The sequence below is a fragment of the Gemella sp. 27098_8_149 genome, assembly GCF_041433745.1.
Lineage (GTDB): Bacteria > Bacillota > Bacilli > Staphylococcales > Gemellaceae > Gemella.
Genome location: NZ_JAPWCB010000015.1, coordinates 1 through 26,249 on the forward strand (window position 1 = coordinate 1; position 26,249 = coordinate 26,249).

23 protein-coding genes, 1 rRNA gene and 1 other annotated feature (1 of these 25 running past the window's edge) are annotated in these 26,249 nt (G+C 29.5%); of the genes, 19 read left to right on the forward strand and 5 right to left on the reverse strand.

All coding sequences use genetic code 11. The features are described 5' to 3' along the window. Nucleotides 1-55 precede the first annotated feature (55 nt). From rrf to ftsZ, 13 genes are all read left to right on the forward strand, one after another. Nucleotides 56-170, forward strand: a 5S ribosomal RNA gene (gene rrf / locus O3801_RS06735). Nucleotides 171-288: 118 nt separating this feature from the next. Further along, a complete protein-coding gene (locus O3801_RS06740; RefSeq protein WP_371454476.1) occupies nucleotides 289-1,284 on the forward strand; it encodes a hypothetical protein in 996 nt (331 codons plus the stop codon). Next, nucleotides 1,277-2,644: a replication initiation and membrane attachment family protein gene (locus O3801_RS06745; protein WP_371454477.1), complete on the forward strand. Its 1,368-nt coding sequence runs from the start codon at nucleotides 1,277-1,279 to the stop codon at nucleotides 2,642-2,644. Before O3801_RS06740 ends, O3801_RS06745 begins: the two co-directional genes overlap by 8 nt. Then, complete coding sequence (dnaI, locus tag O3801_RS06750) at nucleotides 2,644-3,528, forward strand: primosomal protein DnaI (protein WP_371454478.1); 885 nt, start codon at nucleotides 2,644-2,646, stop codon at nucleotides 3,526-3,528. The genes O3801_RS06745 and dnaI overlap by 1 nt, the downstream gene beginning before the upstream one ends. A 149-nt stretch (nucleotides 3,529-3,677) precedes the next feature. Next, nucleotides 3,678-4,109 (forward strand): division/cell wall cluster transcriptional repressor MraZ, encoded by a 432-nt coding sequence (gene mraZ / locus O3801_RS06755; protein ID WP_003143916.1) that lies wholly within the window; start codon nucleotides 3,678-3,680, stop codon nucleotides 4,107-4,109. Nucleotides 4,110-4,120: 11 nt separating this feature from the next. Then, entirely contained in the window at nucleotides 4,121-5,056 is a 936-nt protein-coding gene (gene rsmH, locus O3801_RS06760; protein ID WP_371454479.1) for a 16S rRNA (cytosine(1402)-N(4))-methyltransferase RsmH, read from the forward strand. A 15-nt stretch (nucleotides 5,057-5,071) separates the two neighbouring features. Continuing rightward, nucleotides 5,072-5,398: a hypothetical protein gene (locus tag O3801_RS06765; protein WP_003143925.1), complete on the forward strand. Its 327-nt coding sequence runs from the start codon at nucleotides 5,072-5,074 to the stop codon at nucleotides 5,396-5,398. Continuing rightward, nucleotides 5,399-7,597: a penicillin-binding transpeptidase domain-containing protein gene (locus O3801_RS06770; protein ID WP_371454480.1), complete on the forward strand. Its 2,199-nt coding sequence runs from the start codon at nucleotides 5,399-5,401 to the stop codon at nucleotides 7,595-7,597. 9 nt (nucleotides 7,598-7,606) lie between these two features. Then, on the forward strand, nucleotides 7,607-8,590 hold the full coding sequence (mraY, locus tag O3801_RS06775; protein WP_371454481.1) for a phospho-N-acetylmuramoyl-pentapeptide-transferase: 984 nt from the start codon (nucleotides 7,607-7,609) through the stop codon (nucleotides 8,588-8,590). A 1-nt stretch (nucleotide 8,591) separates the two neighbouring features. Beyond that, entirely contained in the window at nucleotides 8,592-9,932 is a 1,341-nt protein-coding gene (murD, locus tag O3801_RS06780) for a UDP-N-acetylmuramoyl-L-alanine--D-glutamate ligase (protein WP_371454482.1), read from the forward strand. A 5-nt stretch (nucleotides 9,933-9,937) separates the two neighbouring features. Beyond that, nucleotides 9,938-10,903: a cell division protein FtsQ/DivIB gene (locus O3801_RS06785; protein ID WP_371454483.1), complete on the forward strand. Its 966-nt coding sequence runs from the start codon at nucleotides 9,938-9,940 to the stop codon at nucleotides 10,901-10,903. Nucleotides 10,904-11,135: 232 nt separating this feature from the next. After that, a complete protein-coding gene (gene ftsA, locus O3801_RS06790) occupies nucleotides 11,136-12,515 on the forward strand; it encodes a cell division protein FtsA (protein WP_371454484.1) in 1,380 nt (459 codons plus the stop codon). Between the two features lie 20 nt (nucleotides 12,516-12,535). Then, on the forward strand, nucleotides 12,536-13,627 hold the full coding sequence (ftsZ, locus tag O3801_RS06795; protein WP_003143912.1) for a cell division protein FtsZ: 1,092 nt from the start codon (nucleotides 12,536-12,538) through the stop codon (nucleotides 13,625-13,627). A 165-nt stretch (nucleotides 13,628-13,792) separates the two neighbouring features. On the opposite strand, the gene O3801_RS06800 is transcribed toward ftsZ, so the two are convergent. From O3801_RS06800 to O3801_RS06820, 5 genes are all read right to left on the reverse strand, one after another. After that, nucleotides 13,793-14,257: an OsmC family protein gene (locus O3801_RS06800; protein WP_294682382.1), complete on the reverse strand. Its 465-nt coding sequence runs from the start codon at nucleotides 14,255-14,257 to the stop codon at nucleotides 13,793-13,795. Further along, on the reverse strand, nucleotides 14,250-15,425 hold the full coding sequence (locus O3801_RS06805; RefSeq protein WP_294682380.1) for a cobalamin-independent methionine synthase II family protein: 1,176 nt from the start codon (nucleotides 15,423-15,425) through the stop codon (nucleotides 14,250-14,252). The genes O3801_RS06800 and O3801_RS06805 overlap by 8 nt, the downstream gene beginning before the upstream one ends. Nucleotides 15,426-15,427: 2 nt before the next feature. Then, nucleotides 15,428-16,252, reverse strand: a complete 825-nt coding sequence (locus O3801_RS06810) for a phosphate/phosphite/phosphonate ABC transporter substrate-binding protein (RefSeq protein ID WP_294682378.1) — start codon at nucleotides 16,250-16,252, stop codon at nucleotides 15,428-15,430. A gap of 28 nt (nucleotides 16,253-16,280) precedes the next feature. Continuing rightward, on the reverse strand, nucleotides 16,281-17,399 hold the full coding sequence (locus O3801_RS06815; protein ID WP_294682375.1) for an acyl-CoA dehydrogenase family protein: 1,119 nt from the start codon (nucleotides 17,397-17,399) through the stop codon (nucleotides 16,281-16,283). Between the two features lie 170 nt (nucleotides 17,400-17,569). Continuing rightward, entirely contained in the window at nucleotides 17,570-18,697 is a 1,128-nt protein-coding gene (locus tag O3801_RS06820; protein WP_294682373.1) for an acyl-CoA dehydrogenase family protein, read from the reverse strand. Nucleotides 18,698-19,081: 384 nt separating this feature from the next. Between O3801_RS06820 and O3801_RS06825 the strand changes: the two genes are divergently transcribed. From O3801_RS06825 to O3801_RS06850, 6 genes are all read left to right on the forward strand, one after another. Further along, nucleotides 19,082-20,521, forward strand: a complete 1,440-nt coding sequence (locus O3801_RS06825; protein WP_371454485.1) for an amino acid permease — start codon at nucleotides 19,082-19,084, stop codon at nucleotides 20,519-20,521. Between the two features lie 164 nt (nucleotides 20,522-20,685). Then, nucleotides 20,686-21,282, forward strand: coding sequence for a dephospho-CoA kinase (gene coaE, locus O3801_RS06830; RefSeq protein ID WP_294682369.1), 597 nt, complete (start codon nucleotides 20,686-20,688; stop codon nucleotides 21,280-21,282). Further along, nucleotides 21,275-22,018 (forward strand): ABC transporter ATP-binding protein, encoded by a 744-nt coding sequence (locus O3801_RS06835; protein WP_371454486.1) that lies wholly within the window; start codon nucleotides 21,275-21,277, stop codon nucleotides 22,016-22,018. Before coaE ends, O3801_RS06835 begins: the two co-directional genes overlap by 8 nt. Next, a complete protein-coding gene (locus O3801_RS06840; RefSeq protein WP_371454487.1) occupies nucleotides 22,011-23,249 on the forward strand; it encodes an ABC transporter permease in 1,239 nt (412 codons plus the stop codon). Before O3801_RS06835 ends, O3801_RS06840 begins: the two co-directional genes overlap by 8 nt. Before the next feature lie 11 nt (nucleotides 23,250-23,260). Further along, on the forward strand, nucleotides 23,261-24,661 hold the full coding sequence (locus tag O3801_RS06845) for a protoporphyrinogen/coproporphyrinogen oxidase (protein ID WP_371454488.1): 1,401 nt from the start codon (nucleotides 23,261-23,263) through the stop codon (nucleotides 24,659-24,661). 31 nt (nucleotides 24,662-24,692) lie between these two features. Further along, nucleotides 24,693-26,117 (forward strand): leucyl aminopeptidase, encoded by a 1,425-nt coding sequence (locus O3801_RS06850; protein WP_371454489.1) that lies wholly within the window; start codon nucleotides 24,693-24,695, stop codon nucleotides 26,115-26,117. A gap of 112 nt (nucleotides 26,118-26,229) precedes the next feature. After that, nucleotides 26,230-26,249 (forward strand) — a binding site (T-box leader) (it continues 176 nt past the right edge of the window).

Below are 26,249 nucleotides of genomic sequence, written 5' to 3' on the forward strand. Positions count from 1 at the left end.
AAGTAACTGTTGACAAATAGAGAATAGATGATATAATATGTATATGAAGTTTTCGTCTGGTGGCGATAGCGAAGAGGACACACCTGTACCCATACCGAACACAGAAGTTAAGCTCTTTAGCGTCGAATGTAGTTGGGCTTACGCCCTGTGAGACTAGAACGTTGCCAGGCAACAGTGAGAGCCTTCCTTTTGGAAGGTTCTTTTTTTATATAATTCTTACATATATTTTGATTTTATTTTTAAAATAGAGTATCATAAAGTAGTAATATTTTTTTGGAGGTTTAGGAAATGTTTTATTTAGAAGATGAGAAAACATTAGTGTTAACTAGTGAAAATAAGAAAGACATTTTAAGTGCGTTAAAATTAATTAATAATATATCTAATAATAAGAATATAAAAGTTGCATATATTAAAATCTTAGGAAAAGTATTAGAATTTAATAAGGCTATAGAAAACTATTATCATTCACAAAAGCCTGGATATAATGAGGTATATCAAGAAAGAATTGATAATTTAGATAATAGTTATGATGAGTTTAAGCGTATAAAAGCATCGTTAAAATTAGATTTTGATGATGATAATTTTAATAATGAATTAGAAAAAGAATTTAACTTAATACTTACTAGAATTGAAAGTAGAATTTCTATAATTTTTGAAGATGAACATCAGTATAATTTTAATAATTACCTAATTACACTGATTGAAAAAGAAAATCTTGATGAGTTTATTTGGCTAAATACTATTTATAATATTTATAAAGAAGGTAAGAGTTTGAATAGTATTGTTCATGATTATTTGAAGTTAAGTGATGTTGAATTTTCTGATCTTTATAAGATCTACCTATTTGTTACTGACTATAATATCAATAAGTTGTTATTAAAAAATGAATCTAATATTATTAATGATGACTATTTAGAGAATCATGATATATTCTTTGATTACATGTATAAGCTTATTGAGGATTTAAGAACTTTTGTAACAAAAAATGATAAGAAGAATATTCTTAGTTTCTCAACTATTATCGATAGTCATACTAATATTAGTACTCCTAATAAAGAAGAATTTCTTGACTGTGTATATAAAGTATTCAATTTTCTAAGAGCACTTTACGAAAATGATAACGCAAAATTACTGTTAGATAATATCTATCCTATTTTAGTAAAATCTTTCTTTGCACCACTTCGAAATGATGATAAAATCAAGTACGACTATAATCAGAATTTTATATATGCATTAGAGTATACTCAAATCATTATTGAAGTAATGGATGATAATCATGAATAATAAGTTTTCAGTTAAGGATTATTATTGTGTCTATAATGATTTTGATACATCTAAACGTTTAAAAGAGTTACATAACTTATATTTACCATTACTTGGTAATGATGCAATTAGTCTATATACATTTTTTGGAAGTAAGATGCTTAGTGATAAAAATCTGTCTAAAAGTTATCTGCATTATGATATACTCGATAATCTAGGTTTATCAGATAATAAGTTCTTAATTGCAAGAAAAAAATTAGAAGCTTTGGGCTTAATTCAGACACTGTATATTGATAATAATGGTATTGGGCAATTTATATATAAAATTAAAGAAGCATTAAGTTTTGAAGAGTTCTTTAATACACCAGTTCTTGCAAAATTATTAGAGAACACATTGGGTGCTAATAATTATTCTGAGTTGGTAAATTATTATTCTTTAGATAAAGTAAGCTTTAAGAGTTTTGAAGATATTTCGGCGAAGTTTTCTGATGTTTTCCGTCTAGAAAACTTAAATGATTTCAGCTTTGACTATATAACAAGTAAAAGTGTTAATGGGCCAAATTTTGATGAATATTTCTTTGATTTTGATAAATTAAATTTTTATTTAGCTAATAGTTACTTAACAGATGTAATATCGAATCCAGAAGTGAAAAACAAAATTTTAGGTTTAGCACATATTTATAAAATGTCTCCAGAAGATATGTCTAGTGCTATAGAAAAATCTATAGAAATTTCTAATGGAGCTAGCGAGATTAATATTAATATTCTTAGTGATTATATTGCACAACTAAATGTTAATGTTAGAAAACAAGAAGTTCCGACTCTTGATCGTATGGTAAACAAAAATCTTGTTGCTAAAAAAGAAGAGCAGCTAACTGAAGATGAAAAATTCGCTAGAGAAGTTGATAACACTAATTTTGTAGAATATTTAAATAAGCAGGTAGGAATAGTACTCTCTAAAATAGATGCTAAAAATATTGAAGAGTTACAAAGTAAGTATAATTTTCCTACAGGTGTACTAAATATATTATTAGAGTATTCGATTAAGCAAAGTGGTAATAATTCAATACCACATATAAACTATATAGATAAAATAGCAAGTACATGGAGTGCTCAAAAATTATTTGGTGCTAAAGATGCTATTGATTTTGTCAGATCTAATAGAAATCAAAAAACTAAAGCTATAAGCACTAATAAGAGTCCGCAAAGAACTTATTCAAATAATCGAAAATCAAATCATGCTCCGTTTCCTGAATATTTACAAAATAGGAAAAATAATTTTAATCAAACTAAGAAGGAAGAAGATAGAGTAGTGACGAAAGAAGATGAGGATACTTTTAAAGATATGATGAAAGTATTATATAATAAGGGGGATGTATAATGAGAAAATTGTCGAACATAGTATCAAGTAATACAGAAACTTCATTTAAGAAGTTTATATCTGAAAAAGTACTTAGTGATGCTGAAATAGTCAAGTTTATTCGAGATAATAATTTTTCTAATAGTGATATAGAAGTAAACCTTGAAAAATTCTATCAATTTTATATCTCAAAAGATAAATTATTAAATATTGAACATAGGCCAAAATTGGTTTGTAGTGATAAAGAGGTTAATATAGTTTATCAAGAGACTGATGAATATAAACAAAGAGTTGAAAATCAAAAAATATCGAATAGAATCAAGACGGAATTTATTCCAAAGAGAGTATTAACATATACTTTTGATAACTTATCAAAAAATACTAAGAAAGCTAAATTAGCAATAGAAATTATCAACACTTGTATGAGTATTCTTAATAAGAAAAGTACAAGAGGTGCTTATATATATGGACCAACAGGAACTGGAAAGACATATTTGATGGGGTGTATTTATAATTACTTCAAACAGAATGGTAAAGAACCAGCAATTTTATACTACCCTGAATTTATTAGAAAAATAAAATCAAAGATTAGTAATAACAGTTATGATTTATATATTGATCTTATAAGAGATGAAGAAATTCTTATCATTGACGATATAGGTGCTGAAAATATTACGGAGTTTATTCGTGATGAGGTGCTTGGCCCAATTATTAATCATAGAGAAGCAGAAAAATTACCAACATTTTTCTCATCTAATTTAAGTATAGATGATTTAGCAGAATTGTTATCTAATGGAAGAACATTAGTGGATAATACAAAGGCTTTAAGAATAGCAGAAAGAATACATTCTTTAAGTGCTTCTCACTTTTTAGATGGTGAGAATGAAAGAGAATATCATAATTAAAAAGACTATGCATTTATAAAGTAAAAACTTTATAAATGCATAGTCTTTTTTTTATGGTAAAAAATTCAAAAAAATTCATTTTTTTTTAGAAATTAGTGGAAAAAAGTGGGGAAATGTGGTAAATTATAAAAGTAAGGTGGTGAGAAGTAGTGTTTATTGGTCAATACAATAATAAAATGGATGCCAAAGGAAGGCTTAGTATTCCAATAAAGTTCAGAGATGAACTAGGTGAAAAATTTATTATCACAAGAGGTCTAGACTCTTGTTTATTTGGCTATTCACTACAAGAGTGGCAAAAGGTGGAAAGTAAGATTAAATCACTACCTATCACTAAGAAAAATGCTCGTACTTTCCAACGTTTCTTCTTTTCTGGAGCCACTGAAGTTGAAATAGATAAACAAGGAAGAATTAATATTCCAAACGCCCTTATAGAGCACGCTTTTTTAGATAAAGAGTGTGTTGTAAATGGTTTATCAAATAGGATAGAAATATGGGATAAGACTCGCTGGGAAGATTTACTTGTTGAAAGTGAAGCTAGCGTAGAAGAAATAGCAGAAGAATTAGAAGATTTTGATTTTTAGGATGGATGAAAATGTTTAAACATTATAGTGTATTATTAAATGAAGCTGTAGAAGGCTTAGATATAAAAGAAGATGGTATATATGTAGACTGTACTCTTGGTGGAGCAGGGCATAGTTTAGAAATTTTAAAGCGATTAAAAAATGGTAAACTATATGCATTTGATCAAGATAATGTTGCATTAGAAAATGCCAAAGAAAAATTAGCTGAATACAGTGATAAAGTTGTCTTTATTAAATCTAATTTTGTTAATTTAAAAGAAAAATTAGCAGAGCATGGTGTAAACGAAGTGGATGGAGTTCTTTATGATTTAGGAGTCTCTTCACCACAATTAGATACACCCGAAAGAGGTTTTAGTTATAACTATGATACAAGATTGGACATGCGTATGGATACTGATGCAAAAATTAGTGCATACGAAGTGGTTAATGAATATAGTTATCATGATTTAGTAAAAATATTTTATCGCTATGGAGAAGAAAATTTCTCTAAACAAATAGCTAGAAATATTGAAAAAAAACGTGAGCAAAAACCTATAGAAACTACTTTTGAATTAGTAGAAATTATAAAAGAATCTATCCCTGCTGCTAAAAGAAGAACTGGTGGGCATCCAGCAAAAAGAGTATTCCAAGCAATTCGTATTGCTGTAAATAATGAATTATCAGTATTCGAAGATTCGCTAGAACAAGCAATAGATATCGTTAGTGTAGGTGGAAGAATATCTGTAATTACCTTCCATTCTCTAGAAGATAGAATTTGTAAACAAATATTTAATTCTTATTCTAAATCTAAAGATATTCCGAAAAATCTTCCTGTTATGCCAGAAGAAAGTTTATCTAAATTAAAAGTAATAACAAGAAAACCTATATATCCTAGTGATATTGAATTAGAAGAAAATAATAGATCAAGAAGTGCAAAATTAAGAGTTGCACAAGTTCAGACGAAATAGAGGGGAGGAAAGAAAATGGCTACACTAAAGGTATATAGTCGTGAATATGGAGTAAGAAAAGTACAAGAGAAAGTAAAGTTTAATTTACTAGAAAAAACTGCGTATGGAGTTTTTGTAGGAGTTATTTTACTTGCTAACGTAGTTATGTTAAACTATAAAGGAGAGATTTATTCACTACGAAGTGCTCAACAAAAAAATGATATTGTAATATCAGAAAAACAAAAAAATAATAATGAACAAAAAGTTATGATAAACAATCTATCATCTTACGAAAGAGTTAAAAAAATTGCTGAGACGGTAGGAATGAAAACTCAAAAAGATAGTATAAAGGTAGTGAGATAATTGATAAAACTTTTTAAGAAAATATTAACTTTAAAGTTTTTAGAAGATAGAAGAAGTTTAGAAAGAAAAGATTATATCTCTCGAGAAAGAACAAAAATTGTATTTTTTCTAATTTTTGTTTTTTTCTTTGTATGGATATTAATATTAAATATAGGTCAAATGATGCTAATTGGAACTGTAAGGGGACATAACCTTTCAGAATTAGCAGATAAAAAATATAAAATTGATAGTAGTTTACAACCTAATCGTGGAAAAATCTACGATAGAAATGGTAATATACTAGCTGATAATATAGAATCCTATAAATTAGTAGCAGTAGTATCAGATAAAGCTACAGAAGATGAAACTAATCCACGACATGTTGTAGATATTGACAAAACTGCAGAGGAGTTATCTAAGTTTATAAAATTAGATAAAAGTAAGATAAAAAATATACTTGGTAAACAAGGAGTCTATCAGGTAGAATTTGGAACTGCAGGTAAAGATATAAGCGTAGAAGATAAGAAAAAAATAGAAGAGCTAAAACTACCAGGAATTGAATTTATAGCGACGACAAAAAGATATTATCCAAATGGAAGTATGCTTGGTAACTTTTTAGGATTTGCACAAAATTCACCTGATAGTGATTTAATAACAGGACGCTTAGGAGTTGAGAAAACCTTTGATTATTATTTAAGAGGAAAAGAAGGACATATTACTTATGCGAAAGATGCATGGGGGAAAGTTGTTTCTAATATACCTAAAGTTGAAATCAATCCAGTTGATGGAGCGGATATATATTTAACAATTGATAAAAATATTCAAGGTTTTATTGATAATACTTTAAAAGATATTCAAGATAAGTATGAACCAGAAAGTGCGTTTGCAATCGCGGTCAGTCCTAAGACAGGAGAAATATTAGGATTAGGACAAACACCAGCATTTAACCCTAACACTCAAGAAAATCTTGCAAGTGCTTGGTCAAATATTTTCTATAACTCAGCTTATGAACCAGGTTCAACTTTAAAAACATTCACAATGTCAATCATGGCAGAAAATAACATATATAAACCAGATAGTTATTATAGATCGGGATCATATCAAGTAGAAGATGCTACAATTTTCGACTGGAATAAAATTGGTTGGGGTACAATTACTCAACGTCATGGTTTCCAACAATCTTCAAATACTTTAATGTTAACTTTATTAAATGAATTAGGAACTGAAAAATTAAAAGCAGGTTTAGAAAACTTTGGATTTGGAAAGAGCACGAATTCATTATATAGTAATGAAGCAACGGGAGATCTAGTATTTAATAATAAAGTTTCAGCTTCAACAACAGTATTTGGTCAAGGTAGTACGGTGACTGCAATGCAAATGGTTCAAGCGGAAACAGCAATTTTAAATGATGGACAGATGTTATCACCATATTTCTTACAAAGAATTCACGATAAAACGATTGACAAAGATGTTAATATTGGGAAAAGAACTGTTGTTGGAAATCCAATTTCAAAACATACAGCTGATATAATGAAAGAAGAATTATATGGTGTTGTAAACGGAACTTGGGCGCAAGGTGGTAAAAGATATGCTGTAGAAAATTATAGTACATCTGGTAAAACTGGTACAGCAGAGGTAGTAGATCCGAAAACAGGAACATATTATAAGAGCCCATATAAAGTACTGCACTCATTTATAGGATATGCACCTAGTGAAGATCCACAAGTTATTCTATATGTTGGTATGAAATTACCTTCGAAAGAATTAGGAGCAAGTAGTGCTAATGCTGCCTCTGAAATATTTAAACCAATAATGGAAAATACTCTTAACTATTTAAATGTTAAGAAATCAAATGATAACAACACAATTCAAAGTTATCAAATGGATAATCTTGTAGGTGAGAATGTTGAAACTACAATTGTTAATTTACAACAAAAAACTAAAAATATAATAACAATTGGAAGTGGAACTAATGTTATTGGCCAATATCCTTCAGCAGGGAATGTAATAAAACAAGGAGAGAGAGTATTTTTATTAGTCTCAGATGAAAATATTATTACACCTAACTTTACAGGATGGTCAAAAGTAGACGTACTTAACTACGCTAAATTATCTGGATTAGATATTGAAACCGAAGGGAATGGATTTGCTAAACAACAATCTATTCCAGCACAAAGATTTGTGAAAAAAGGGGAAAAGATAAAAATAAAATTTGGTTAGGAGAACGAAATGAGTAATTCAAGTATAACGGTGGCTATATCGTTATTAGGGGTAGCATTTTTACTAACTGTACTAATGCTACCTAGATTAATAAAATATTTACATGTACTAAAGTTTGGCCAAGCAATCAGAGAAGAAGGGCCACAAAGTCATATGCATAAAAAAGGAACACCTACTATGGGAGGTATTTCTTTTATAATTGCGATAGTTATTTCACTTATAGTTGCTATGTTTTTAGATAGTCCGAATATACAATACTATATACTGTTCATTTATACTACAATATCTTTCTCAATAATAGGATATATAGATGATATGTTAATCGTAGTGAAAAAGAAAAATGATGGATTAGCACCAAGAAAAAAATTAATGTTACAAATACTATTTTCTGTAATATTTTATATATTAGTAACTTTTATTTACAAAGATGTTAATTATATACATATTCCAGTATTTGATTATAATTTAAATATTTCATATTTCTATATAATTTTCTTAGTATTTTGGCAAACTGGTTTTTCTAATGCAGTAAATTTAACAGATGGATTAGATGGACTAGCTACTAGCGTAACAATTATTACAACTAGTACATTTGCTTTATTAGCATATAAAGAAAATAACTTCCCTGTATTAGTATTTTGTTTAACAATAGTTGGAGCACTTTTTGGATTTCTTTTATTTAATAGAAATCCAGCGAAAATATTTATGGGAGATACTGGATCTTTAGCTCTAGGTGGAATCTTAGCAGCAATTTCAGTAATCTTACATAAAGAAGTAGCATTTTTATTTATTGGTTTAGTATATATATTAGAAACACTATCAGTGATTATTCAAGTAGCGTACTTTAAGAAAACTGGTAAAAGAATTTTTAAAATGTCACCATTACATCACCATTTTGAATTATCAGGTTATGGTGAAGTAAAAACAGTATACATTTTTGTTGTTATAGCCGTTATTTCTTCAGCTATAGGGTATTTTGTAGGAGTAATATAAAATGATAAATTTAGAAGATAAAAGAATATTAGTATTAGGATTTGCTAGAAGCGGTTATTCAACAGCAAAAATCTTAAATAAACTAGGTTACGATGTAATATTAAATGCATTTGATGATTTAAGTAGTGATGAAAAAGCTATTGAATTAAAAAACTTAGGTGTTAAGATTGTTGATGGTGGTCACCCATTAGAACTATTAGATAGTATAGACTTGATTGTTAAAAATCCAGGGATAAAATATGAAATTGAGTTTTTACAAAGAGCAATTGAAAAAAATATTGATATTATAACTGAGATAGAATTAGCTAATACACTATTTAATATTGATATGGTAGCAATTACGGGTACTAATGGAAAAACTACAACTACACAAATGACGTTTGATATACTAAAAGAAGCTAATAAAGATGTTTTTTTAGCCGGAAATATCGGTTATCCATCAATCGAAGTTGCATACAATCATCCTAATGCTCTAATAGTAACTGAAGTATCGTCATTCCAATTACAAGGAACTAAATACTTTAGACCGTCTGTGGCGGCTATAACAAACCTAGGGATTGGGCACTTAGATTATCATGGAAGTGTAGAAAATTATAGAAATGCTAAAAGAAATATTTATAAAAACCAAACAAAAGATGATATACTAGTTTTAAATATAAAAGAAGTTGAAAAGTATGAATTAAATGAAATAAATTCACAAGTAATTCTTTACGATACGAAAGAAAATTCAGAAGCAGATGTGTTTGTAAAAAACAATATGGTAATCTATAAAGACATAGAATTATTCGATATAACAAAAATGTCACTTCCAGGTATGCATAATGTAGAAAATGCAATAAATGCAGCATTAATATCTTACATAAAAGGTGCACCGATTGAGACAATTCGTAAGGTACTTTATAGTTTTAGTGGAGTAAAACATAGATTACAATTTGTTGGAGAACATAATGGAGTGAAGTTTTATAATGACTCAAAAGCTACTAATCCAGTAGCTACTACTACTGCACTTTCTGGATTTGAAAATAATATAATACTAGTGTGTGGTGGAAAAGATAGAGGAATTGACTTCAAAGAATTAGTTCCATTCTTCCCAAGAATTAAAGCAATGGTTGTTGTTGGTGAAAGTAAAGAGATACTATTTGATCTGGCATCTGCTAATGGAGTAGAATGTCATAAGGCGAAAAAAGTAGATGATGCAACAGTTTTCGCAAATAAACTTGCAAAAAGTGGAGATATAGTTTTACTATCGCCAGCATGTGCATCGTGGGATCAATATAGATGTTTCGAAGATCGTGGCGATGAATTTATAGCGACGTTTGAGAAGATTAGTCAAGAGGATTAATAACCATGAACAAGAAGAATCAAAAGTTACTAACAAAAATGAATAATGAGAAGAGACGAAGCTCATTAGAAAAAATTAAAAGAAAAAAAAGAAGAGAATTAATATTCATAGTAACTTTATTTTTAATTGTGATAGCAGTATTTACATTATTATTTAGTAATTATTTAAAACTAAAAACAATAGATGTTGAAGGTAATAATCAAATTACTAAAGAAGAGATACTAGAAGCGGGTAACATAAATAATAATCTAAGAACTTGGTCTATAAAAGATGAAGAAATTCAAAAAAACATTCAATCGAGATTCGAAATATTTAAATCTGTTTCTGTGCAGTCAAAATTACCGTCTACCATTAAGGTAAAAGTTGAGGAATATAATTTTATTGCACAAAATAAAAAAGAAGATGGTAGTATAGAGATAATTATGGAAAATGGTAAGCCATACTCTGGAAAAATAAGAAATAATTATAATTTGCCAATTCTAGAAAATTTTAAAGATGACAGTGATAAGTTAGATGAGATATATAAGAATTTAAATAATTTAAAAGAAGAAGTTAGACTTCAGATATCTGAAATTATAAATGAAGAGGGTGACAATGTCACTATATATATGAAGGATGGTCAAAAAGTAAAAGCGCTAAGAGCAAGCTTTTCTGATAAATTAAATTATTATGATGAAATATCAAAATATATTGAAGATAAAAATAATACAACTTTAAATCTGATAAATGGTGCATATTTAGAAACGCCAAAGACAGAAAAAAGAAGAAATGATAGTATTAAACAATTGCTTGCGCGTCAGGGGCTAAAAGATGATAAATCATCAAAATCTAACAAGGAAGAATCAGAAGAGACAGAAGCAGTAGAAAAAAATAACAAAACTGAAAATTCTACTACAAATTCCAAAACAACAACCACTAAAAATATCAAAAATACCAAACAACAATCAGTAAATAATAACAAAAATGAATAGTAAAAAAAGTATCCAAAATTTTGTATTTTGGATACTTTTTTTATTCAAAAATTATATAAAATTAAAAAAGTTATATTATATATTACAAATTGAAAATATTTTAATAAAATTTAATTTTTTTTGGAGTTTTGCATATTTTTTTTTTAATTTTTATGTTATAATTTAGTATGTGTAAATAAAATATGTGTGTATTTACAATTTTATTATAATAACAAAGTTTTAAAAGGAAGGAGTGTTTGACTTGAGTTCACAATTATATACTTCAATAGATCTGGGATCATCTAGTATAAAAGTGATTATAGCAGATGTAGTATATGAGAAATTGAATATACTCGGAGTCGGAATCGTAAAGACTACATCTATTAAACGTGGTAACATTATTGATGTAGAGTCAGCATCTAGAGATATTCAAAAAGCAATTGATATTGCAAAAAGTGAAGCTAATAAAGACATAAGATCATTATATGTAGCAGTTCCAAGTATACACACTCATATTAAAAAAAGTGTAGCGGAAATTAAATTTGATACAAAGCACGATATTGATGGTAGAGATATCGAAGAAGTAATAGAAGAAGCAAAAATACTACCATTGCCACGTGAAAGAGAAGTGGTTCAAGTAATTCCAGATTACTATCGCCTTGATGATATTGAAAATATTAGAAAACCGAAAGGGATGACTGTTCATAATACATTTGAAGTGACAGGGAATAGAGTTTTAACTTCTAAAACTCATCTTCATACAATTTATAAAAGTATTGAAAATTTACGTTTAGATTGTAATGAGACTTTTTGTACTTCACATGCATTAGGTGAATTATTACTTAATGATGAAGAGAAGGATTACGGTTCGGTAATAATTGATATTGGTGCTGGTCTAACAACAGTGAGTTATTTTGAAGATGGTATTCTTCAATTATCGCAATCAATTGAATTAGCTGGTGAGGATATTACTCGTACTATTTCAGATGTACTAAATGTTCCATTGAAGCGTGCTGAAGAAATAAAAGTAACGCAAGGACATGCATTTTATGATTTAGCATCACCACAAGTAATTATTGAATTAGATAATCTAGAGCCAGATGAAGAACCATATACTCAAAAAGAACTTGCAGATTATATTGAAGAAATAGTAGAAGAAATAATCTTACGTTCATTTGATGTTCTTAGAAAAGCTGGAATAAATAGAGTAAAAGGGAATGTAGTACTTACTGGTGGAACAACACTAATGCCAGGAGTATTAGACTTAGCTAAAGATATGCTAAGAAAAATGAATGTTAGAATTGGATCTCCGAAAATTATTGGAGCTAATTCTCCAGAACTTTCAGTAGTTGTTGGAACATTGACTAGTAGTTATAAAATTGAGTCATTATTCGGATATCAAGTAACTGATGAAGTGCCAACAGTAAAAAATACAAATTCAACATTTGAAAATGTTTCTGCAGTAGAAGAAATTTCAGTAAGCAATTCAAAAGTTGAAACGCCCGTAATTACTGAACCTCATGCAGAAGAGGAAGAAGAAGTATATTACGAAGAAGAGAAAAAAGATAAAGAAAAAGAAGAGAAAAACTTCTTTGATAAAATAACTAAAATGTATAATTCGTTTTTTGAATAACAATCAGGAGGAAATAAAGAATGTTTGAAGAATTTGATCAATCAGCAGTAATTAAAGTAGTAGGTGTTGGTGGCGGTGGTGGTAACGCCGTTGACCGAATGGTAGAAAGTGGAATTCAAAATGTAGAGTTTATCGCAGTAAACACAGATGCTCAAGCATTAAAACGTTCTAAAGCAGACGTAAGAATTCAAATCGGTGAAAAATTAACTAAAGGTCTTGGAGCTGGAGCTAACCCAGAAGTAGGACGTAAAGCAGCTGAAGAAACTAAAGATAAAATTGAAGAAGCACTAGAAGGAGCAGACATGGTATTTGTTACTTCTGGTATGGGTGGAGGAACTGGTACTGGTGCCGCTCCAATCGTAGCAGGTATTGCTAAAGAATTAGGAGCATTAACAGTAGGTGTTGTTACTCGTCCATTCAACTTTGAAGGTAAAAAACGTCAAGTACAATCTACAGCAGGAATTAACTCACTTAAAGGTGCAGTAGATACACTTATCGTTATTCCTAACGATAGATTATTAGATATCGTTGATAAATCTACTCCAATGATGCAAGCATTCGTTGAAGCAGATAACGTATTACGTCAAGGGGTACAAGGTATTTCTGACTTAATTAACGTATCTGGTACAGTTAACCTTGACTTCGCTGATGTTAAAGCTATCATGGCTGACCAAGGTTCAGCATTAATGGGTATCGGTGTAGCTTCAGGTGAAAACAGAGCTATCGAAGCAGCTAAAAAAGCTATTTCATCTCCATTACTAGAAACTTCAATCGTTGGAGCAAAAGGTGTGTTATTAAACATCACTGGTGGACCATCATTAAGTTTATTTGAAGCTCAAGCAGCTGCAAGTATCGTTCAAGAAGCTAGTGACGATGAAGTAAACATGATCTTCGGTACAGTATTTAACGAAGAGCTAGAAAAAACTGATGAAATCATCGTTACAGTAATCGCTACTGGATTCGAAGAAGATGGAGTGAGTGTTGAAAGAGATATCTTAGCACAACGTCCAGCTCAACCAGAAGCTAGCTCATTCACAAGTGGATACGGTAAAAACGAAGTAGAACAAGAAATGTACCCACGTCCAAGAAGAAGAACAAGAAGAGAAATCTAATAAATGAAAAAAAAAAAGAAAAAATCGAGATTGCTCGATTTTTTCTTTTTTTATGCTCTACTTAATGGGAAAGAAGAGCATAAAAAATGGATAAATGAAAACATTAGGGAGTTATACAAAATCAATTTGTCTAAGAGTACGATTTTGTATAACTCCCTGTTTGCTCTAATCAATTAGAATAAATTTTACTTTAAAATTGATTGCATTTTTTAGTGTATTGTAAATAAAGGATTTATTTAGTGATGAATTACAAAACTCTATAAGATTATTTTCATCAATATCTGCATATAAATAATATGTGATTATACAACTATCAATTTTTGGTTCTTCATTATAACCTCTAACATTCAATAGAGTTAAAGGATTTTTTAGTACTAGATGAATTTTCCCTTCAAGTTCTTCAATATCTATATCAGAATGTTTACTTTCTTTAATTATGGTATGGGCTATACCACCAAGTATTGAAGAAGCTAAATAGTTTATACTACTCCTATAATCTGAATTAATATCAAAGTTAATATCACTTGAAACTAAAATAGTCTCATTATTGGTATATAATTTAAAATTATTATTAGATAAAATTCCTCTAAAACTAAGATCATAATTATTTGATTCGTATAAATTAGTCATATAACTGCCTCAATGTGTTTTTAGCCTCATTTAGACGAGCTAATTTTCTATCTATTATCTCCATCGTACTTACGGGTCTATTAGCAAATGTAGCAAAACCACAGTCAGGATTTAACCAAATTCTTTCTTTAGGAATATATTGCATTACTTCTTCTACACGATTTAGGATATCTTCTAATGGTTCTATATCGTCTGTTCTTGGATTCATAACACCTAATCCTAGTATACAATTATCCCTTATTAAAGTACTACTGAATAATGAAGATATTTCTCCAGCACGAGGAGTAGAAAACTCTAATGTAAGTATATTAGGAAGAGTTTCTTCGAATAATGGAAGTAGGGGAGTATAAGGTCCAGTAAGTAGAATACTTTCATCACGACTCCAATTACCACGACATACATGAAGAGAAACTAATATTTCTTTTTCTTTGGCATAATCAATTACAGATTTAATTAATTTAGTAGCAAATTTTAATTCTTCAGTAGGATCTTTTTTCTCAGATAATGCTGCGCACATAAAAGATCTTGTCTTACCTTCAGAAAATACCACTTCGGTTAATACAGGCTCATCAAATTGAATAACATCTATGCCTATTTTTGCTAATGAATCAATTTCTTCTTTTAATACTTTAATTATGTCTTCTCCTAGAGAATCTTTGCTATCGTAATATTGTTTCGATAGAGCAGGTAACCACATGGACCTAGTTATTAAATAAGGACCTGGTAATGTTGCTTTGATTTTCTTATCGGTTAATTTTTTTAGTTCAATCATTTCATCAGCTACCAGAGGTTTATTATATTTTACTTTTCCTGTACAAATTGCATTTTTTATACTAATTGCAGGAACGTCTAATATTTCTAGTATTTGTTCAAAACCTTGTTTGTCCTCAATATAATCAAACATATCAGCCATACTCATCATTGTAACACCGTCCAAACGTTCAGCAATAAATGAAACATAATTATCACGATTTAGCTCACCGCTAGTTATTATATCAATATAATTATTTTCTTGAAGTTCAACTACATATTTTGTTTCTTCATCTAGGATTTCTTGATATGTTTTTAAGTCGATATTTCCTTTATTTAATTTTCGTTTTGCGGTTAATAGTTTTTTACTACGAGGCATACTGCCAAGAAGAGAAACTAAGAAAGATGAATTAGTCATAATTATTCACCATGAAACTCTTTAAAAAAATCTAAATATTCATTGGCTTCAGTAAGTTGTTTAAATCCAGAAGTACGACCAGAAATCCATTCTTTTAACCCTTCCATATCCATCATTTCTTTATGCTCAGGATTATTGTAATCCATTTTGTGTAATACTTCTATAAATTTTTCAAAACGAGCTGCGTCTAATTCTGGATGTCCTGAGAAGATACAGTGGTCAAAGAAATCTGTTTTTGATAAAACTTTCACCTGATTTTCATCTAGAGTTCCATCTGCAATCCATGCATTATAGTTTAAATCTAACATCCAGGTAGCAGCTACTTCATCATTTTTTAAAGCAATTGCTGAATCAAGTTCTCCACCGACATGGTCACCGTGAAGCCCAACACCGATATCAAATCGTTTTTCAATATAATCTTTACCAAATTCTAAACCATGTTTGTGAAGGTGATTAATAGGAATTAATCTGGCTTGTGGTGAATCAATTGCACCGAAACCTATTGTTTTATTTCTTAAGTCTTGAATAGAGTTAATGTTGCTATTAGCTTTTACTACTAAATATGAACTACGATCGCGGTCAGTATCACGCATAGAACCATTTAATGCAGTTCCGTTAGTGCGTAGATGAGTATCTAACCATGCTAAAGGAGAATTCCAAGCTACATCAATTTCTTTAGCTAATAAACCGTCAACTTGACCTTTGTAATCTTTGTAATAAACTGGTTCGATAGGGAAGTTTTCATCTTCAAAAAATTTTGCAATAATTCCCCAAATTACAGTAACTTTAGGATCATAAATAACAGCTCCAACTTTTAATTTTGTCATAATAATATACCTCATTTCATTAATTTATTTATTTGTTTGTTAATAATTGGCCGGTTAAAATATTTAAGAAGTCAAGACCGGGTGCCATAACTTGTCCTGCTAATGAGTCACGTAAGAATCGCTCCATATTTCCGTGACAATTATAAGCCTTACCACCGCCTAAACGCATACCAAGTCTTGCATTCTCAATTACTTTATCGCAAGAGAATGCTCTTGCTGATACAATATTAAGGAATGCATCTTCTTCACCATTAACAAAGCTTTCTGCAGCGTTTTTAGATAATAAGATAGATGCTTTTGTATTTTTAAAGATTTCTGCTAAATGTAATTGAACAGTTTCTATATCGCTTAAAGATTTACCATCAGGATATTTTCTATTTGTTGTGTGATTAACAGCTTCATCTAGAATTGCTTGACTAAGTCCACTGTAAACCGCAGCAAGCCCATTGATAAAGAATGGAACAGGACTTTGAGCCTGTTCATTTCCTTTGCCTTCAGCTCCGATTCTATAATGATAATCTAGTTTAAGATTATTCATATGCATTTCACATGAGACATTTGAACGCATACCTAAACCATTCCAGGTATTTTCAGCAAAAATTAGTCCATTAGAATCAAGAGGGAATAGCCATTGTTCAGTTTCGCCAGTAGTTTTATACGGAACTAAAGTTACATAGTAATCCGCATAATTACCAGATGTGACCATACTTTTCTTACCATTAAATATTGCAAAGTCTTTCTGATAATCAACAGTTATTTCTGTTGTATTCATAAAATTAGTACCAGTTCCACTCTCGCTGTATGCCAATGCTAGCATTTTTTTATTATCTACAATAGCTTCACAAATTTCTTTTTTTAATTTATCACTACCATGATCTAAAATTGTTACTAATCCAACATTATGCATCATATAGCATAAGCCAACCGATGAAGAGTATTCAGAGAATGCTCTACATACTGATTCGTGTTCTACAAGAGTTAGTCCTTTACCACCAAACTCTTTAGGGATTAAAAGACTAAGATAACCAGCATTTTTAATTTTTTCAAATATTACTTTAGGGAATTCTCCATTATTATCTGTTTCTTTAGCATATGGTTCAATATTAGCTATAGCAAATTCTTTAGCATCTTTATAAAAATTATTCATAATGTTCTCCTTAAGAAAAAGGAACTATTTAAAGTTGTAAATACTCAAATAGCAAATAATATTATAAATAGCCCCTTAAATATGATCTGAATTTATATATCAATATAACTATAATATGGATATTACTACATATTATGAAAATACAAACTATTAAAACTTATAGTTAAATTCTATGGTAATTGTTGACCTGTGATGGCTTTACCTAACCAGATAGTAAGCACGTCAACACTAGGTGCCATAATATGACTTGCGAATGCATCTCTTAGATAGCGTTCCATATTTCCAACACGGTTATATGCTTTACCACCACCAACACGCATACCAAGACGAGCTAATTCAATAGCAGCTTCACTAGCAAAAATTCTAGCTGATAAGATTTTAGCTAGCATATCAGCATCTTTATTTAAGAAACTACGGGCTGCTTCGTTTGTTCCAAGAACTGCTGCATTAGTTTGGCTATAGATTTTAGCAAGATGAATTTGTACTGTTTCAATTTCGCTTAGAGATTTTCCATCAGGATATTTTCTATTAGTAGTATGTGCGACAGCTTCTTCTAGTATTGCTTCGCAAAGGCCACTGTAGACAGCAGCGAGTCCTGTGATGAAGTATGTTGCTACAATAGTGAATACTTGGTCAACTCCTGATCCAGCTTGACCAATACGTAGTTCTTTATTTAATTCAACATCGTTAATTGCCATTTGGCAAGAAACATTACCACGCATTCCTAGACCATGCCAAGTAGATGATTTGAATTCTAGACCATCGCTATCTAGAGGGAATACCCAGTTGTCAATTCCACCTTCAACATCTGAAGGAGTAAGAACAAGATAATAAGATGCAAATTCTGCAGAAGTCACCATACTTTTTAGTCCATTAAATACTACTGAATTATCTTTAAATTTAGTTTTTACATCTGAGATGTAGAAATGTGTCCCAGTTCCTAATTCGCTGTATGCAAGTGCCATAAATTTCTCGTTTTCGACTATATCTTTACAAATTTTTGATTTTAGATTATCGTCAGCATAAGAGAGAACACAGTTTAGTGCAACATTATGCATCATATAACATAGACCTACTGTAGCGCTTGATTTAGCAAAAGCACGGCAAGCATCTGCATGTTCTTGCATATCTTTTCCTAATCCACCTAGTTCAGTTGGAATCATAAGTTTGAAATATCCTGCTTTTCCTAATTCTTTAAATACTTCTTCAGGAAATCTTTCTTGTTCGTCTATTTCTTTTGCAATAGGATCTATATATTTTTTTGCAAATTCCCTAGCTTCGTTGTAAAATGTTGTCATAATAATGCCTCCTAACATTAATATATCTAATATATTTTTATACAAAAATTATACCACAAAGAATATTTCTGTAAATGTTTTCTATATAGTTCTTAAAAGGATACCTTAAAAATAAATTTATATAAAATATATAATAAATATCTCATAATTAACTGATGTAAAATAATATATTTATAAGCATTTTAATAAATATATTATATTTTAAAATATAAAAATAAATTTTTGTAGATGATAAGTGATATCATTTTCAAAAATTATAAGATTAAAGGATAAAAATAAAAAATTGAAAAAATTATTGAAAAAAGTCTGAAAATTTATTTACAAATTGTATTAAATCTTGTATAATCTATACTTATATAATTAATTAACGAAAGGATGAAAAATATGACAGATTCAAAGATGGAAAGAAAACTGCAAGCTCGTCATATTAGTATGATAGCTATAGGTGGATGTATAGGTACCGGATTATTTATGGCAAGTGGAGCGGTAGTTAGTAAAGCAGGTTCTTACGGAGCAGTTTTAACTTATGCATTAATTGGAGTTATTATTTACTTTTTAATGGCTTCTATAGGAGAATTGGCGACATTTTATCCAGTTTCAGGTTCATTCGGGGCATATGCAACTAGATTTATAGATCCAGGAGTAGGATTTGGAGTTGGTTGGTTGTTCTGGATACTGTGGATTTTAGTAGCAAGTGTTGATATAATAACATTATCGAAAATATTACATTACTGGGAATTCTTTAGACAATTTTCAACATTTTCGATTTGTATTGTTTTTTTAGTATTTTTATATTTATTAAACTTAGTAAGTGTTAAAGTATTTGGTGAAGTTGAATATTGGATAACAATAATAAAAGTTATGACAGTTGTCGAATTTTTAATAGTAGGAGCTGCAATCATCTTTGGAGCTACTGGAAATAGTGAAGCTGGTATTCATACATTTATTCAAAATGGAGAAAAAACAAGTAGCGCAGGTGTGTTGGGATTATTTGGTGTTCTTTCAACTGCAGCATTCTCGTTTGGAGGAACAGAAGTTGTAGCAGTTACAGCAGGAGAATCTCCAAATCCTAAAGAAACAATGCCTAAAGCAGTTAGACAAGTTTTCTGGAGAATATTAATATTTTACATAGCTACAATGTTAATAATTTCTTCAATAGTGTCAGCAAATGATCCAAGATTATTAGACACAAATAATGTAACAGCCTCTCCATTCACAATTGTATTCCAAAATATTGGTTTAGAAGTGGCGGCAGTTATTATGAATGCTGTAATTTTAACATCAGTTTTATCAGCAGCAAATTCAGGTATGTATGTTTCTAGTAGACAGCTATTTTCATTAAGTTCACATAATTACGGTCCTAAAGCATTTAAAAAATTAAATACAAATTCAGTACCAGTATTTGCGTTAACTTTCTCAGCGGCGTTTATGGTTTTATGTTTCATTTTTGAAAGATTAAATCCAAGTGGTTACTACATGCTACTTTCTATGGTAGGTATTATAGTAATGATAATTTGGATGGTTTCTCTAATATCTCAAATTCGTTTGAGAAGAGCGATTGTGAAACAAGGAAGAAAAGCTGAAGATGTTCTTCCTTACACATCTAAAACAGGTGTTGTAGGATCATACATTGCACTATTTTCTTTTGCAACAATAATATTACTACAATTAGTAGCTGATTACGCAACAGGTGGTTTTGTAAAAATGTCGTATAACTTAGTTTGTCCGGCTGTTGGTGTAGTAATGTATTTAGTATTTAAATTAGTAACGAAGAAAAAATTTGTTAAACTAGAAGAAATGGATATACATCCATATAAAGGGTAAAAAGTTAAAAAAGGTTAATGAGCAATAAGCTTGTTAATCTTTTTCTTTTACAGTTTATTAATATTGAAGTATATATATTATAGAATTGAATAGTTTTTAAACTATGGTAAATGCTTGCAGTTTATGATAAAATTGTATTTAAGTAATTTATTGGAGATGATAATTTGAATATTGGAATTACAGGTAGTATAGCATGTGGAAAAAGTACTGTATCAGACTATTTGATAGCTAAGGGGTATACCATTATTGATGCTGATAAACTTGGACATGTTGCACTTACTAGCAATGATGTAAAGAGAAAACTAGCTGAAAAATTCAGTGATGAGATTTTAGAAAATAATGAAATAAGTCGAGAAAAATTAGGTAAGTTAGTTTTTGGAAATGATGACAATTTAAAAATCTTAAATAGTATTATTCATCCTAAAATTAAAGAATTAATTTTAAAATTACAAGAAGAACATAAAGATGAAAATCTGGTCTTTTTAGATATAGCATTACTATTTGAAGCTAATTTTGTAGACTTGGTAGAAAAAGTTGTGGTTGTCTATGTAGATGAAGATGTACAATTAGAAAGATTAATGACGCGTAACTCTTTATCAAAAGAAGAGGCTCTGAAGCGTATAGAAAGTCAAATGAGTCCACGGGAAAAAGCATCATTAGGTGATTTTGTTATAAATAATAGTTATAGTAAAGAAGACACATTTCAACAAATTGATGAAATTATAGAAAAGTTAAAAAGAGGAGATAATCGTAATGACTAATGTTTTAGAAATTAGTAATCTTGGTGGGGGATATAATCGTAGGAAAATAATCGATAAAATTAATATCCAGATACCAAAGGGTAGTATAACTGCTTTAATAGGTCTTAATGGAGCAGGGAAAAGTACTACAATTAAGCATATATTGGGCTTACTAAGACCTATGGAAGGTGAAATCAAAGTTAATGAAATTACAATAACAAGTGATAATGAAAAATATAGAAAGAGTATTAGTTATATTCCTGAATCACCAGTTCTATATGAAGAACTAACACTAGAAGAGCATATAAATTTAACAGCTATGGCATATGGATTAGATATGAATGACACTTGGGAAGAAGCAGATAGGTTATTAAAATTATTTAAACTTAGTGATAAGAAGAAATTTTTCCCAGTTCATTTCTCAAAAGGAATGAAACAAAAAGTAATGATTATCTGTGCCTTTTTAGTAGAACCGAGTTTATATATAATTGATGAGCCGTTTTTAGGACTTGATCCGATTGCAATTAATGACTTAATTAATTTGATGTGTGAAAGAAGAGATAATGGAGCTAGTTTACTGATGTCTACACACATACTAGCTACAGCAGAAAAATATTGTGACAACTTTGTTATTATTCACGAAGGAAAAATTCTAGCGAATGGTAATCTAGAACAACTAAGGGCCGAATTTAATATGGCAGGTGCGTCTTTAGATGAAATTTATCTATCATTAACAGTGAGAGATAGTAATGAGTAATATTGAGAATATCTTTGCGGATAGACGCAAGAAAGAGCAGGAGTTAAAACTAACCTATAGTAAGTATATTTTTAATTCGCACCTAATTATGTTTCTTATTATAGTGTTAGGAGCAGCGCTTATCAATTACTCGAAATGGATTGCCATTGCTAGTCAGTTTGAATTATATTCAGTACTTATTGCAGCTGCTGTCGCATTCAGTTATTTTTTAGTTAGTACAAAAATAAAAACGTACATTAAAGAAGCAGATGCTGTATTCTTACTTCCATTAGAGAAGTACTATAAAAATGTTGGTAAAAAAACAGTTATTAATATAACATTAGTACATATTGTAGCATTTGTTATCTTTTATTTCGCGGTAAAACCTATTACGAGTATTATCGGAACTGTAGATAAACTAGCTATTTTCATGCTGATTCTGGTTATTTTATTAAATAATTTATTAAAATACTTTCAGGTTATACATTATAAGGAAATTATTTGGGTTAAGATTTTACAGTTTTTTGTAATATTCATTCAAATTATTTCAGTGTTTGTAGTTAATACGTACGTACTTATAATTGATTTAGCAGGGATTGTTGCACTTGCTTTTGCTACATATCTTATTCTTAAAAATTCTCGAAATGTAGGTAGTAAAGAAGACCAAGGAAAATATATAGTGAAGTGGAATGAAGCGGCTGAATATGATAAACATCGTATGGAAAGCTACTTGAAATTTGTGAATATGTTTGTAGATGTTCCGTTAAGTGGTGTAAAAGTTGCAAGAAGAAAATACTTTGATGTGCTTCTACCTAAATTAACTAAAGCCAACTTTAATAAAGAAAATAGTTTTAAGTATTATTATTATAGAGTTTTCCTGAGACAAGAAAACACTGTTTATTTAGCATTGAGGCTTATGTTATTAGCTGGATTAATAATTTTCAGTTTCAAAAATCCTTATGTAAGTGCAGTAGCTATAATATCTTATAGTTATTTAACGATTATTCAACTAGTTCCTTTATATAAACAGATGAGTAACAATATATGGCATAGTATACTACCAGTTGATGATAATATTAAAATAAAAAGTTTTAAGAAATTATTAATGATAGTTATGTTGATAACTACAGTTTTACTTGGAATTATAGCTATATTATTTAGTAACTTTGAAGGAGTGGCGATAGCGATAATCATAGGATCAGTAGTTTTAGCTAATATTATATCTAAAATTTTTATTGAAAAAGTTAAATAGAAGGTATTGCCATGAAAAATATAGCGATAATAGGAGGGGACTTGTCAGGAGTAAGCTGTGCTTATTTTCTTGATAAGTTTTCAGGAGTAAATTCAAAAAAGTTTAATATTGATTTAATTGAGAGAGAGTTTGAGTTTGCAAATGATAGGTTTGGAAAGTTTCAATTCGGTCAAGAAATTTATGATAATGGTTGGCATAATTCAATTAGTGAACAAGGTGTACTATTTTATCTAATGATAGAACTTGGTCTGCATAGATATCTAATAAAAAGTGGTAGTACGAAGAAGGTATTTTTCACAAAAGAAGGTATTAAATATCTACCGGAAAAAATGCTTTATGGTGTACCTTTAGATAAAAGAGAGTTATTAATGTCTGACTTATTTACTTTCAAAGAAAAATTATCTATTTTATATAATATGTATAATACTTTAGAAGATGAAGATATTAATGAATTAACAGTGGAAGAATTTTTTAGAGCGATAATTAATGAAAAAATTTATGATAAGCTAATTGAGCCTTTACTGACAAGCCATTATGCGAGTGATATTTCTAAGCAAAGTATGGTAAGTTTAATGCCGGAACTATCATTTTTAACAATTCAAAAAGAAGATATCAATAAGATATTGGAGGAAATGTTTGATAGAAATGTTATTGATAATATAACAGTTGGTTCTGAGTATAGATTAAAGTTCACCTTAAAATCCTTTATAGAAACTCTTGAGTCTAATTTTTCTGATAAAGTATTTTTAGAGTTAAATCGTAAAGTTGAAAAAATAGAAAAAAAAGGTGATAAGTATTTAGTACATTCAAATGGTAGTATCTATTATTATGACTATGTAATACTTACATTGAATCAAAAGAACTTCTTACCATTATTTAATGGTGATGAAAAAATAAATGAATTTTATTCAAGTATGAAGTATGTATCTAATATTGTTGTAACTCTAGTTTACAAAAGAGATGAGTTGCATATTAATCGTGAAATTGGAGAAATAATTTTTCCAAAAGACGACAGTGAATATGTAACAAAATTAGAATATGTAAGTAATAAGTGGATTGATATTAAAATGAGTGGAATACAAATCGTACGAGCCTATATTGATAGGCAAGAAGCGGTTAGTAAATTGATGGATAAAGACGATAATGAAATCAAAGAAATAATAGAAAGTGAACTTAGAAAAGTTCATGGTTCAGTAGGAAAACTAAGTAGATTTTATGTCAGTAAGATTAAAGACAACTATAGATTCCGTTGTAAGAACTATAATAAAAATATAAACCAGTTTAATGATTATATGAAAAAAGAATATCCAAATGTATTTATTATAGGGAAGTCCAAAAAAGGTACGACTCTTGAAAATACAGTATTGGAAGCTAAGGAAGTAGCTAAACAAATTTTAGAAAATATAAGATAAGAAGGGACGTACAAAGTACGAGGTGAAAATTATGAAATTTTTAACTAATAATCAAGCAGGTGTAAAAGTAACACCAATATTTGAAAATGAAGCATACGAAAGTAAGTTATTAGAATATACGAAAGAAAGAGAATTATTCTCTGGAAAACTTAATGAAGTATATGCTAATCTTCCATTCGATGGAGAGAAGGAAATACTTTTAGGATTTGGGAAAAAAGAAGATCTAGTAGAAGATAAAGTACGAGAAGTATTCTTCAAATTAGCGAAATCTTTAATAAGTAATAAGGAATACGAAGTTTATGTAACTTTACCAAAAGTTGACAGCGTACCAACTGAAAAACTAGTAAATGCTGCAGTTGAAGGTGCATTACATGCAACATATAAATTTGATAAGTATAAATCAGATAGAAAAGAACTTCCAGAGATTACAATAAATATATCGACAGAAGAGAAATTAGATAATTTAGAAGAGGTAATAAATGAAGCTCGTGATATTATGAGTGGAGTATTCTTCTCACGTGATTTGGTAAATGAAAGAGCTGAATATTTATACCCTGAGACTCTTGCTAATATCGCTAGTAAAGAATTATCTGCATTAGGTGTTGAAGTAGAAGTATATGATGAAAAACAATGTGAAGAGCTTGGATTGAAAGGTCTATTAGCGGTAGGACGTGCATCAGATAGAAAACCTAGATTTATCGTAATGAAATATTTAAATAATCCAGAAGACAGTGAAGTAATTGGATTAGTAGGTAAAGGTGTAACTTACGATACAGGAGGTTACTCAATTAAACAAACAGCTAATAGCATGGATATTATGCACTGTGATATGGGAGGTGCTGGAACTGTAATTGGAACAATGAAACTGGTTGCGACTAGAAAACTAAAAACTAATGTAATTGCAATTGTTGGAGCTTGTGAAAATATGATTGCAGGTGGATCATATAAACCGGGTGATATAATTTCAACATTATCAGGCAAAACAGTAGAAGTGCTAAATACAGATGCAGAAGGACGTATAACATTAGCTGACTCAGTGTACTATGCAACTGAAAAATTAAAAGTTAGTAAAGTTATTGACTTAGCTACATTAACAGGGGCATGTTTAGTAGCGTTAGCAGAATTCTATACAGGAGCAGTAACAAATAACCAAGAATTTTATAACGAGCTAAGTAAAGCTGCTAAGGAAGCGGGAGAAAGAGTATGGCAAATGCCAGCTGATGATAGCTTCAGAGAATTAAATAAATCTTCTGTTGCCGATGTGAAAAATACAGGTGGAAGACTTGGTGGAACTATTACTGCTGGATTATTCATCGAAAACTTCGTAGCAAATGATGTTCCATGGGTGCACTTAGATATAGCTGGAACTGCATACCTATCAAAAGCCGAAAAATACCTTCCAAAAGGTGCTACAGGAGTACATGTTAAAACATTGTATAACTTATTAAACAAATAGTTTTAAAGAAAGGACTCAATATTAATTGGGTCTTTTCTTGGAAAAAAATTTAAAAAATATAAATTTTCACTTGACAAGAAAATACTAAAGGTGTAAAATAATTAACAATAAAACAAAACCTTAGAAAAGAAT

Bases quoted from the DNA above. Each gene is read 5' to 3' on its own strand.
- O3801_RS06740 (WP_371454476.1), top strand. From the start codon at position 289: ATGTTTTATTTAGAAGATGAGAAAACATTAGTGTTAACTAGTGAAAAT.
- O3801_RS06745 (WP_371454477.1), top strand. From the start codon at position 1,277: ATGAATAATAAGTTTTCAGTTAAGGATTATTATTGTGTCTATAATGAT.
- dnaI (WP_371454478.1), top strand. From the start codon at position 2,644: ATGAGAAAATTGTCGAACATAGTATCAAGTAATACAGAAACTTCATTT.
- rsmH (WP_371454479.1), top strand. From the start codon at position 4,121: ATGTTTAAACATTATAGTGTATTATTAAATGAAGCTGTAGAAGGCTTA.
- O3801_RS06765 (WP_003143925.1), top strand. From the start codon at position 5,072: ATGGCTACACTAAAGGTATATAGTCGTGAATATGGAGTAAGAAAAGTA.
- mraY (WP_371454481.1), top strand. From the start codon at position 7,607: ATGAGTAATTCAAGTATAACGGTGGCTATATCGTTATTAGGGGTAGCA.
- murD (WP_371454482.1), top strand. From the start codon at position 8,592: ATGATAAATTTAGAAGATAAAAGAATATTAGTATTAGGATTTGCTAGA.
- O3801_RS06785 (WP_371454483.1), top strand. From the start codon at position 9,938: ATGAACAAGAAGAATCAAAAGTTACTAACAAAAATGAATAATGAGAAG.
- ftsZ (WP_003143912.1), top strand. From the start codon at position 12,536: ATGTTTGAAGAATTTGATCAATCAGCAGTAATTAAAGTAGTAGGTGTT.
- O3801_RS06800 (WP_294682382.1), bottom strand. From the start codon at position 14,257: ATGACTAATTTATACGAATCAAATAATTATGATCTTAGTTTTAGAGGA.
- O3801_RS06805 (WP_294682380.1), bottom strand. From the start codon at position 15,425: ATGACTAATTCATCTTTCTTAGTTTCTCTTCTTGGCAGTATGCCTCGT.
- O3801_RS06810 (WP_294682378.1), bottom strand. From the start codon at position 16,252: ATGACAAAATTAAAAGTTGGAGCTGTTATTTATGATCCTAAAGTTACT.
- O3801_RS06815 (WP_294682375.1), bottom strand. From the start codon at position 17,399: ATGAATAATTTTTATAAAGATGCTAAAGAATTTGCTATAGCTAATATT.
- O3801_RS06820 (WP_294682373.1), bottom strand. From the start codon at position 18,697: ATGACAACATTTTACAACGAAGCTAGGGAATTTGCAAAAAAATATATA.
- O3801_RS06825 (WP_371454485.1), top strand. From the start codon at position 19,082: ATGACAGATTCAAAGATGGAAAGAAAACTGCAAGCTCGTCATATTAGT.
- O3801_RS06835 (WP_371454486.1), top strand. From the start codon at position 21,275: ATGACTAATGTTTTAGAAATTAGTAATCTTGGTGGGGGATATAATCGT.
- O3801_RS06840 (WP_371454487.1), top strand. From the start codon at position 22,011: ATGAGTAATATTGAGAATATCTTTGCGGATAGACGCAAGAAAGAGCAG.
- O3801_RS06845 (WP_371454488.1), top strand. From the start codon at position 23,261: ATGAAAAATATAGCGATAATAGGAGGGGACTTGTCAGGAGTAAGCTGT.
- O3801_RS06850 (WP_371454489.1), top strand. From the start codon at position 24,693: ATGAAATTTTTAACTAATAATCAAGCAGGTGTAAAAGTAACACCAATA.